This window comes from Sphingobium sp., assembly GCF_003248505.1.
Classification (GTDB): Bacteria; Pseudomonadota; Alphaproteobacteria; order Sphingomonadales; family Sphingomonadaceae; genus Sphingobium.
The window spans coordinates 42,645-52,066 of record NZ_QFOA01000006.1; the positions used below are offsets into that span (position 1 = coordinate 42,645).

A 9,422-nucleotide genomic window follows, 5' to 3' on the forward strand; every position below is an offset into this window, starting at 1 on the left:
CCGCTCATCAGCTTTGTGCCTCGATCTCGCGCCGGGCGGCCTCGACGAGAAACCCGCTGCGGGTCATGTTTCTGCTCGCGGCGGCCTGATCAATCGCTTCCAGCATCGCCCGGTCGAGGGACACATTGGTGCGCACCAGCTTCCCGGCCATGCCGATCCATGGAACGCGCACTAGGAACGCACCTTCGCCCAGGTCCTGCCCGGCCAGTTCCACTACGCGGGACAGCGGACTGGGTTCGACTTCGGGCTGATCCTCAAACCAGAGGGTCAGGGCTTCGACCGCCTTGCCGACGATATCGTCTTCCCGATCGGCGGCTGAAAAGCAGCCGGGCAGATCAGGAAAGCTGATCCCGTAAGCGCTGTCGTCATCCTTGTGGACGATCCCATAATAATATTTCATCGCATTTCCTTCCGATGCTCGTGGCTGGCTCCTCTCAGAGCCAGCCCGCCATTTTCGCTATCGACCGGGCCGTGCCGAATGGCAGATCCTTCTTTGGGTGCGGGACGATCACAGTGACGGCGCCCTTGCGGAATTTGTGGTGCGATCCCGCCGCGCCGACATGCTGGAAGCCTTCTGCGAGGAGGCGCTTGACGATCTTTTTACTGTCCCGTTCCATGTGTAATTTTATACACACGATCTTTTTTGCTTGCAAGGGCAATGTGTATTTTTTTGCGCATTATCTCTCATTCGCGGACGAAAATAGAGAGCGGTACAAAAACGGGCCTGCCAAAGTGGCTCCGATACTGCCAGAAACGACCCCGCGCTAATTGCGTCCCGAGCCCGCTGGTCCCCACGCCAGCGGGCTTTTTGCGTCGATGGAGGTCCGCCATGGCCGTTTCGCCACCCCGGCCTTCGATCCCGGACAGCCTTGAACTTGCCTGCGATGCGCTGGACCGGCTGATCCGCGATGCCCGCCTTCCCCCCCGTGGCCGTCATGACCTTGCTCATGAAGCCCTCGAAGAGCGCGCCCAGGCCATCGCGGCCTCCATCGTCGCCCCCTTTCGCGGAAACAGCGCGCCACCAGCGCGCCTCCTCGCGAGCGGGACGGAAGGCAACAAGGCGTGGGCGGCCTGGTGAAGGAGCGGTGATTTGAACGAAGTCGATATCGCCGCGCTGGAAAGCATGGCTCAGGGCAGCGGCGAGGTGCGCATGTCGAAACGCCTGCTGCGCGGCATGCTCGCCAAGCTGCGAGCCAGCGAGGCATCTGGCCGCAGCCGTGGCATGGTTGATCGCATGGTCGGGACCGTTGCGGCATGAGCGGCGTAGATGGCCACGACACAGCGAGCGCCGGGCCCGGCGACGGCGTTGTGTCGCCGGCGGATCGTGATGTCCGGGCTTCCATCAACCTGGATGCCAATGGGCACGTCGTGGGTTTCCTTATCTCCGACGATCAGATGACGCCAAGGCTCGTCACCGCGAGTGGCGCTACCGGCACACGTGAAATCGACGGCACGACATATTGGGTCAACGCTGATGGCGGCCTGATCCCCGACGTTGCAGTGAAGGCCACGGACAAGCTTCAGGACGAACTGGTCCGGCGCATTGTAGGCTTCGCTCTTCCGCTTTCCGCGCAGGTTGCGCGTTTCCGCCAGCACAGCTTCGACGACGTTGACGCCTTCGTCGCGCTGCTCGAGCAGGAATATGACGCCAAGCGCGGCGGGGCGAAGGGCAACCTGACCTTCATCAGCTATGACGGGCTGCTGAAAATCACGGTCGCCGTTGCAGAGAATATTGAGTTCGGGCCGGAGCTTCAGGTCGCCAAGGGCATCGTCGACGAATGTTTGCGCGACTGGTCCAAGGAGAGCCGCGTCGAAATCCAGACGTTGATCACGCGCGCCTTCGATGTCGATAGCCAAGGTCGTATCAATCGCGCCGCGCTCCTTTCCCTCCTGCGGCATGAGATCCCGGATGAGCGCTGGCAACGCGCTATGAAAGCGATCCGGGACAGCATGCGCGTCGTCGGGTCGAAGCGCTACCTGCGCATCCACCAGCGCGACAATGCCCAAGCCGCGTGGCAGGCGATCACTATCGACGTGTCCGCCGGATGACGCCGCACCTCGTTGCCGGCGAACGGCTGAAGCAGAGCCTCGGTCGTTCGGCAGAGGTCGCAGGATGCAGCGCTAGGGTGACGGAAGAGGCGCACAAGCCATGGGATGCCGCCATGTTCATGGGTGGCCTGCATGAGGTGACGATCGCCGTCGATGGTGAGACCGCCCGCTGGTGGCTCGATGGGCTGGACGAGTATGCCATCCATCTGCCCGGGTTCGTGCTGTCAAAGCTCGAGGTGTCGACCGTCGAAGTCATCGCCGGCCAGCTGCTCGCCACGATCGAGGCCGAGACGGTGAAGGAGGCCTGACATGCCGATGTGTGACGACTGGCGGGCTGCCATCCTGATCAACGATCTGGACAGCATGGTGCTGCGTATCGAGGCGCTTTCGGCACATCCGCAATACACGACCGCCCTGTGCGCCGTGCAGCAGGCTAAGGCTGCCCTGATCACGGGACGCAGCGAGATCCACGCGCGCGAAATGCGAGCGCGCCTATCCCCTGAAGGAGTGCGCTCATGACGCGAGGTCTATTGATGTTGGCGGCGTGCCTGCTCGCCATCCCACTGGCTGCCTGCGAGAGCGTGGCGGAGCAGTGTGCCAAGGCAGCCAACCATGCCGAATGCGTGAAGGTGGCCGACGCTGGCGGCGATGTGAACGACTATCTGCTGTATGGCATGGCAGGCTACATGCTCTCCAGCGCTATGACCGGCGGGCAGCGGCAGACCGTGATCGTGCCCGATCCCAGCTATCACGGCTATCGTCGCCCCATCCCGAGCTACCAAGCCAGTCGAGAGTATATGCGGTCGAAGACCGTGACGACCACCACGACCAAGGGTGGGCTGTTCGGCGGATCGAAGACCACAACGACCGTCACGCGATATCGCCCGTTCCGATCTTCGTCCGGTTCGTCGAGCTTCCGCTCCCGTCGTAAGTGACAGAGCGCCTTCGCGGTCGAGCCGGCCAGCGCCAGCGCCAGCGCCGCCTGAAGCGCACCAATGGCCTCTGCGAAATGTGCTTACGCGAGGGCCGCACCGAAGCCGCCACGGTGGTCGACCATATCAGGCCGCTGGCCAAGGGTGGTAGCGACGAGGACCGCAACACCCGCAACCTCTGCGATCCGCACCACAAGCAGGTCACGGTAGAGCAGTTCGGGCATGCCACCTCGACGCACCTACGGGGATGCGACGCCTCGGGTCGCCCGGTCGACCCGGCCCACCCCTGGAGCCGCCGACCGGCCTCCTGACCCCCCCGGGGGGGGCGAAAGTCCGGAGAGCGGCTGCCCCGGACACCGGACGCCCCCTCCGTGCGCATCGTGATCGTTTTCAAAGTAAAAAGTTCGGGATTTGATTTATGGCGCGATCGTCCGCAAAGGCGAAGGACCGGTTCCCCGAACCGGACTGGAAAGCGCTGTGCGAGGATAGGGTCGAGGTCGCCGCGGCGAAGGCGCACTGGACGCGCATCATCACCGAGATGGAAGCGCGCGAAACCTTGGCGGAGGCCAACGGCCATTCCGTGCAGCGGCTCGTGCTTGCCTATCTGAATTATGATCGCGCTGCCGCCAAGGTCGCCCAGCTGGGCGTCGTCGACACGCCCGCCGCCGATAATCCGCGCGCGATTTCGCGTCTGTCGATCCATTTTAAGGCGCAGAGCGAGGCGGAAAAGACTGCCGAGCGGCTAGAGGCCCAGCTTGGCCTGTCCCCGCAGCGACGCGGCAAGGTGGCGAAGGTGACCAAGAAACGGAGGAGCAGCGCCGGTGCGGACGCGTTCCTCGGTCAGCAGGGTTAGCGCGTCCGATCCGACGACCGAATGGGCCAGGGCGGCGGTTCGGGGCGACTTCATCGTCGGCGATATCGTCAGGCATGCCGCCGAACGTCATCTGCGCGATCTGCGCGACGCGGAAAAGCGGGGATATTTCTGGCGGCCCGAGCTCGCCAACCGGGCGCTGGATTTCTTTCCGTCGCTGTTTTCGATCACGGATGGACCGGCAGCTGGGAAGCCGTTTCACCTGTTGCCCTACCAGACCTTCTGCGTCGGTTCGCTGATGGGGTGGGTCAATGCCGACGGGCGTTGGCGCTTTCGGTCCGGGTTCATCGAAACCGGCAAGGGACAGGCCAAGTCGCCGATGATGGCGGGTCTTGGACTCTATGCCATGGGCTGGTGCGGGTTTTCGCGGTCGCAGATCTATTCGATCGCCGCGAACAAGCAGACAGCGTTCGTGCTGTTCAAGGATGCGGTGGCGATGTGCCGCGCCCAGGTGCCGGGCTATGACGAAGGTGAGACGCTCGAAACGCTGGGGCATATCGTTTGCAGCGGCGAGGGCGACAACACCTGGAAGCTGCAACATCCGTCGTCGCAGTCTTTCTTCCTGCCCCTTGCCGGTGGCGCGCAGCAATCCGGCCCGCGCCCGCGTATGGTGCTGGCCGATGAAATTCACGAGTTCAGCGTCGATACCCAGATAGAGATCTGGAAGCGGGCGATCACCAAGGTCGCCGGCAGCGCGATGATGGTGCTGGGCACCAACACCCCGGCGACGTCGCAGCTGGTCGGATCGTCCTATTCCGACACGGCGATCGCGGTCGCGAAGGGCGAGGTGAAAGACGACACGGCCTTCGCTTTCGTGGCGCGGGTGGATCGCAAAGATCGGGACACGGTCTTTGAAAATGAGGCGTGCTGGCAGAAGTCTCTTCCCGCGTTGGGCCTGACCTATCCGGTGGCCAACATCCGGGAAGAGGTCCAGACGGCGAAGACGCGGCTTTCGACCGCGTCTTCTGTCAAACGCCTGTATTTCGGTATCCCGACCGGCGCGGCGGATTTCTGGATCGACGAGGATCGGTTCGGCGCGGTGCTGGCACCGATCGACGACGAGACGATGCAGGCGCTGCGCGGATGCAAGTGTTGGCTCAGCCTCGACCTGTCGAAGAAGAACGATCTGACAGCCCTGACCGCCACCTGGATCGATGGTGCGGGCATCATGTGGCAGAAGACCTGGTACTGGACGACGCGCGACGGGCTGCCCGATCGGGCCAAGGCGGACAATGCACCCTACGACGAATGGGTGGAAAAGGGTTATCTGACCGCCGTGCCGGGCGCAACGATCGACAAGACGTTCGTCGCGGCCCGCGTTGCGGAGATCAGCGCCGAACATGATGTCGTCGAACTCGTATTCGATCCGGCGCAGATGGCCGATTTCGAGACCGCCTGCGAGGACATCGGCTTTGCCGCATGGAAATTCGAGGGACCTGACAAGCCCGCCGGGACCGGCCTGAAGCTGGTGAAGCATGCCCAGGGTCCGAAGGTCATGTTCGAGGACCGTCAATATTGCATGCCGCGCTCCATCGAGCGGTTCGAGGATCGCATCCTCAAGGAGACGATCGTGATCGACAACTCGCCCGTCACATACATGTGTGCGGCCAATGCGGCGCTGACCCATGACGGCCAGAATAATCGCGCATTCGACAAGAAGCGGTCGCGTGGCCGCATCGACGGCCTGGTGACGAAAGCCATGGGCGCGGGCGCGGCCGATAATGTGCCGCTGGAAGGCGAACGATACGAGGGGACGTTTATCGTCGACCTGGACGAAGACGACGACGGAGCCGCCGAATGAGCGCCGGCACCTATCCCCTTTCGGCGCGGGCCGCTGCGGCGGAGGCGCGCTGGCGTGGTTCGACCCCGGTTCAGGCCGCGTTGGACAGCATACCGGTCATCGCCGGGGATGCGTCGGTGTTCGAATGGTATGGCGGCGGGCAAAAGGCGGCAGGCGTCACCATCACGCCCGAGACGTCGATGCGTTCGACGACGGTCTGGCGGTGTACGACGCTGATCAGCGGAACGATGATGTCGGCACCCATGGGCGTTTACGAGCATCTGCCCAACGGTGCGCGCCGCGCTATGCCGGACCATCCTTTCAACCGCTTCCTGCAGGTCGAGCCCAACGAGGAAATGTCCGGCCCGGAGTTCATCGAGCTCCAGGCGATGGCGATGCTGTTGCGCGGCAACGGCTATGCGCTGCTGCGCCAGGCGCGCAACGGCACGATCACGTCGATCGACTATTACCATCCGGCGCGGGTGATGCCGTTCCGCTCCACCGATCGGTCGATCTGGTATCGATTCACGAACGAGGACGGATCCACCGAGGATCATCACAACAGTTACGTGCTGCACTTCCGGGGGCCGGGTCGCGACGCGGGGGGCATAAAGGCGTTGTCGGCGATCGCGCATCATGCGCAGTCGATCGGCATCAACCTCGCCACCCGCGAATATACCGCCGGTCAGTTCGAACGCGGACTGATGACCAACGACTATTTCCAGTTTCCGACCGGGATGGCGGTATCGAAGGAGCAGCGCGCCGCCTTCAAGGAATATCTGCGCAAGCGGGCGCAGGGCGTGGCCAATGCCCATAATCCCTTGCTGCTGGAAAATGGCGGCGAATGGAAGCGGGTGTCCGTCACCGCGAAGGACGCGCAGCTGCTCGAGCTCCTGCAATACTCGGTCGTCGACGTGGCGCGGATCTTCGGCACACCGCCGCACATGATCGGCGAAACGAGTGCAGCCACCACCTGGGGCACCGGCATCGAGCAGATGACGATCGGGTTCAAGCTCTACACGGTCATGCCGCACATGCGGCGTTTCGCGAAGGAACTGACCCGCAAACTGTTCCCGATCGTGGGAGCGCGCCCGTCGAACCTGTTCGTCGATTTCGATGCCGAAAGCCTTCAGGTCGGCGATTCCAAGGCGCAGGGCGAGTATTTCCGTATCGCACTGGGTGGCAACCAGCTGCCCGGCTTCATGAGCCAGAACGAAGTGCGGCGTATGAAGAACCTGCCACCCGACCCGGATCCCGAATCCGACAGGATCTATCGGCCGCCACCGATCGGCCACAATGGCGGTCCCGCCCTCGAGGATCCTGCGTCAGACCCGAAAAAGGACGAAAATGCACCGGAAGATATTTGATCTGGCCCATGCCAACCAGGGCAAGGGCGCGCCGCTGCGTGCCGAGGTCGCCGGCGACACCGCCACGATCTACGTCTACGACGTCATCGACGCCTATTGGGGCGTGTCGGCGGCCGAGATGGCGAAGACGCTGGCCGGCATTACCGCGCCCAACATCGCCCTGCGCATCAACAGTCCGGGCGGTGACGTGTTCGAAGCGCGCGCGATGATGGCCCAGCTGGTCGCTCATCCCGCGACCATCACCGCAAAGATCGACGGTCTCGCCGCATCGGCTGCCTCATTCCTCGCGCTGGCAGCGGACACTGTCGAGATCGCGGAAGGCGGCTTCTTCATGATCCACAAGGGCTGGACGTGGATGATGGGCAATGCCGACGATTTCCGCGACGCCAGCAACCTGCTCGACAAGGTGGACGGGTCTATCGTCGACACCTACGCCTCCAAAAGCAGCAAGTCGGCCGACGAGATTGTCGCCTGGATGACGGACGAGACCTGGTTCAGCGCGCAGGAGGCGGTTGAGGCCGGTTTCTGTGACCAGATCATGCCGACCACCGCCGCGGGCAAGGCCAATGCGCGCGCCTTCAATCTTGGCGTGTACGAAAAGGCCCCCAAGGCCCTGATTGCAGCGGATGAAGCGGTGATCGACGCCGCTGCCCGCGACCGGATGATGGCGCGCCTCAACCTCTACGAGCGCACCTGACCCAATCCCCCCGATCGGCGCCGGTCCCCCGGCTGCCACCCCAAGGCTCCGCTTCGCGGGGCCTTTTTTGTTGAAGGACGCCTGTCACATGCTGAACATCAAAGCGCTCCGGGACCAGCGCGCCGAAAAGGCCAAGGAAGCCCGCAACCTCCTCGACACCAACACCGGCGACAAATGGTCGAAGGATATCGAAAAGCAGGTCGACGATATCTATGAGGACATCGACCGGATCGACGCGCAGATTGCGCGCGCGGAGCGGCAGGCGAGGATCGATGGCGATGCCGCCGCCGACGACCAGGCCGGCGATCGCCGTGATCGCCTCAACGCCAGCCTTTCTCCCGAACAGCGGGAGCAGGCGCAGAATTACGACAGTGCCTTCCGCAATTTTCTGGTCCGGGGCGAGCGCGGCCTGACCGACGAGGAGATGACCACGCTCCGCACGGGCCGTCCCCAGAATGCGCAGTCCGTGGGCACCGGGTCGGCTGGTGGGTATCTGGTCCCCGCAGGCTTCGGCGGCGAATTGCTGGAGGCGTTGAGGGCCTACGGCGGCGTCCGTTCGGTCGCCGAAGTCATCCAGACCGCATCGGGCAACGACCTGCCCTGGCCGACCGTGGACGAAACCGCGCAGGAAGGCGAGATCGTCGGCGAAAATCAGCCCGCCTCCAGCCAGGACGTGACCTTCGGTACCACGTCGATCGGCGCGCAGAAATGGTCGTCGAAGGTCTTCACGCTGCCGTTCGAACTGCTGCAGGATCAGGGTCCGGGCATCGACATCGAGGCATTCGTCCGCCGTGCCGCCGCGACGCGCATCGCGCGCATCCAGAACAAGAAGTTCACCAACGGCAGCGGTACGAACGAACCCCTGGGCCTCGTCACGTCGGCGGTCGCGGGCAAGGTGGGGGCAACCGGCACGTCCACGACCCCCGGCTACGAAGATATGGTCGACCTGGAGCATTCGGTCGACCCGGCGTATCGCACGATGCCGGGCGTCGGCTGGATGTTCCATGATTTCATGCTTCGCAATTTGAAGAAGCTGAAAGACACTACGGGATACCCGCTGTGGTTGCCCGGCCTTTCGGCCAAAGATCCCGACACCTTCCTGCGGTATAAATATACCATCAACCAGGATATGCCGCAGCCCAGCGCCAACGCTAAGTCGATCCTGTTCGGCGATTTCAAACAGTATCTCATCCGCGACGTGATGGAGGTGACGCTGTTCCGTTTCGACGACAGCACCTTCACCCGAAACGGACAGGTAGGCTTCCTTGCCTGGGCACGCGGGACCGGTAAGCAGATCTCAGCCGGTCAGCCGGTGAAATATTTCCAGAACTCGGCTTCGTAAGCCGGTTGCGACGTTCGCCGGTCGCGACCTTCGCGACCGGCCTTTTCTTCTGGAGATAAGATATGGGTACTCCCCGCAATCGAACGCCGGTTCCGGCATCGGCACTTTCCGAGCAAAGCGCGCCCGCCGACGCTCAAGCGGTCGTGGATCAATCCTCGGCATCGTCCCCCGATGGCCCCGAAGTTGCAAAGGCCGAAATTCCGGCGGCTCAGCCTCCTGCTGAAGATAGCGTCGAAGGGCGCGTTCTGCGGGCCTTCGAACATTATTTGCCGAACGATATCGACAGCTGGTCGGTCGATGACGCGGAAGCGCTCGAGAAGGGCGGCTTCATCGACACCCACGCGAAGGCCGTGGCCTACGCCAAGAGCCTGATCGAGGGCTGAT

The 9,422-nt window shown here is 63.3% G+C and carries 15 protein-coding genes; 13 read left to right on the plus strand and 2 right to left on the minus strand.

Annotated features, from left to right (window positions below):
- Nucleotides 1-7 precede the first annotated feature (7 nt).
- Entirely contained in the window at nucleotides 8-400 is a 393-nt protein-coding gene (locus DI606_RS04360; RefSeq protein ID WP_293980069.1) for a type II toxin-antitoxin system HicB family antitoxin, read from the minus strand.
- A gap of 34 nt (nucleotides 401-434) precedes the next feature.
- Entirely contained in the window at nucleotides 435-617 is a 183-nt protein-coding gene (locus DI606_RS04365) for a type II toxin-antitoxin system HicA family toxin (protein WP_293980071.1), read from the minus strand.
- Between the two features lie 212 nt (nucleotides 618-829).
- On the opposite strand from DI606_RS04365, the gene DI606_RS04370 reads away from it, so the two are divergent.
- The 13 genes from DI606_RS04370 to DI606_RS04430 all read left to right on the plus strand — a co-directional run bounded on the left by DI606_RS04370 (nucleotide 830) and on the right by DI606_RS04430 (nucleotide 9,421).
- Nucleotides 830-1,078, plus strand: coding sequence for a hypothetical protein (locus DI606_RS04370; RefSeq protein WP_293980073.1), 249 nt, complete (start codon nucleotides 830-832; stop codon nucleotides 1,076-1,078).
- Nucleotides 1,079-1,090: 12 nt separating this feature from the next.
- Nucleotides 1,091-1,258, plus strand: a complete 168-nt coding sequence (locus DI606_RS04375) for a hypothetical protein (RefSeq protein ID WP_293980075.1) — start codon at nucleotides 1,091-1,093, stop codon at nucleotides 1,256-1,258.
- Between the two features lie 110 nt (nucleotides 1,259-1,368).
- Entirely contained in the window at nucleotides 1,369-2,049 is a 681-nt protein-coding gene (locus DI606_RS04380; protein WP_293980077.1) for a DUF3164 family protein, read from the plus strand.
- Nucleotides 2,046-2,357 (plus strand): hypothetical protein, encoded by a 312-nt coding sequence (locus DI606_RS04385; protein ID WP_293980079.1) that lies wholly within the window; start codon nucleotides 2,046-2,048, stop codon nucleotides 2,355-2,357. Before DI606_RS04380 ends, DI606_RS04385 begins: the two co-directional genes overlap by 4 nt.
- Before the next feature lies 1 nt (nucleotide 2,358).
- A complete protein-coding gene (locus tag DI606_RS04390) occupies nucleotides 2,359-2,568 on the plus strand; it encodes a hypothetical protein (protein WP_293980081.1) in 210 nt (69 codons plus the stop codon).
- The gene (locus DI606_RS04395; RefSeq protein ID WP_293980083.1) at nucleotides 2,565-2,984 is read left to right on the plus strand and encodes a hypothetical protein; all 420 of its coding nucleotides are present in this window, start codon (nucleotides 2,565-2,567) and stop codon (nucleotides 2,982-2,984) included. Before DI606_RS04390 ends, DI606_RS04395 begins: the two co-directional genes overlap by 4 nt.
- A gap of 74 nt (nucleotides 2,985-3,058) precedes the next feature.
- Nucleotides 3,059-3,292: an HNH endonuclease signature motif containing protein gene (locus DI606_RS04400; protein ID WP_293980085.1), complete on the plus strand. Its 234-nt coding sequence runs from the start codon at nucleotides 3,059-3,061 to the stop codon at nucleotides 3,290-3,292.
- A gap of 107 nt (nucleotides 3,293-3,399) precedes the next feature.
- Nucleotides 3,400-3,834, plus strand: coding sequence for a P27 family phage terminase small subunit (locus tag DI606_RS04405; protein WP_293980087.1), 435 nt, complete (start codon nucleotides 3,400-3,402; stop codon nucleotides 3,832-3,834).
- Nucleotides 3,803-5,653, plus strand: coding sequence for a terminase TerL endonuclease subunit (locus DI606_RS04410; RefSeq protein ID WP_293980089.1), 1,851 nt, complete (start codon nucleotides 3,803-3,805; stop codon nucleotides 5,651-5,653). Before DI606_RS04405 ends, DI606_RS04410 begins: the two co-directional genes overlap by 32 nt.
- Nucleotides 5,650-6,999, plus strand: a complete 1,350-nt coding sequence (locus DI606_RS04415; RefSeq protein ID WP_293980091.1) for a phage portal protein — start codon at nucleotides 5,650-5,652, stop codon at nucleotides 6,997-6,999. Before DI606_RS04410 ends, DI606_RS04415 begins: the two co-directional genes overlap by 4 nt.
- A complete protein-coding gene (locus DI606_RS04420) occupies nucleotides 6,980-7,696 on the plus strand; it encodes a head maturation protease, ClpP-related (protein ID WP_293980093.1) in 717 nt (238 codons plus the stop codon). Before DI606_RS04415 ends, DI606_RS04420 begins: the two co-directional genes overlap by 20 nt.
- 88 nt (nucleotides 7,697-7,784) lie before the next feature.
- Nucleotides 7,785-9,038 (plus strand): phage major capsid protein, encoded by a 1,254-nt coding sequence (locus DI606_RS04425; protein WP_293980095.1) that lies wholly within the window; start codon nucleotides 7,785-7,787, stop codon nucleotides 9,036-9,038.
- A 62-nt stretch (nucleotides 9,039-9,100) separates the two neighbouring features.
- Nucleotides 9,101-9,421, plus strand: a complete 321-nt coding sequence (locus DI606_RS04430) for a hypothetical protein (RefSeq protein WP_293980097.1) — start codon at nucleotides 9,101-9,103, stop codon at nucleotides 9,419-9,421.
- Nucleotide 9,422: the final 1 nt, after the last annotated feature.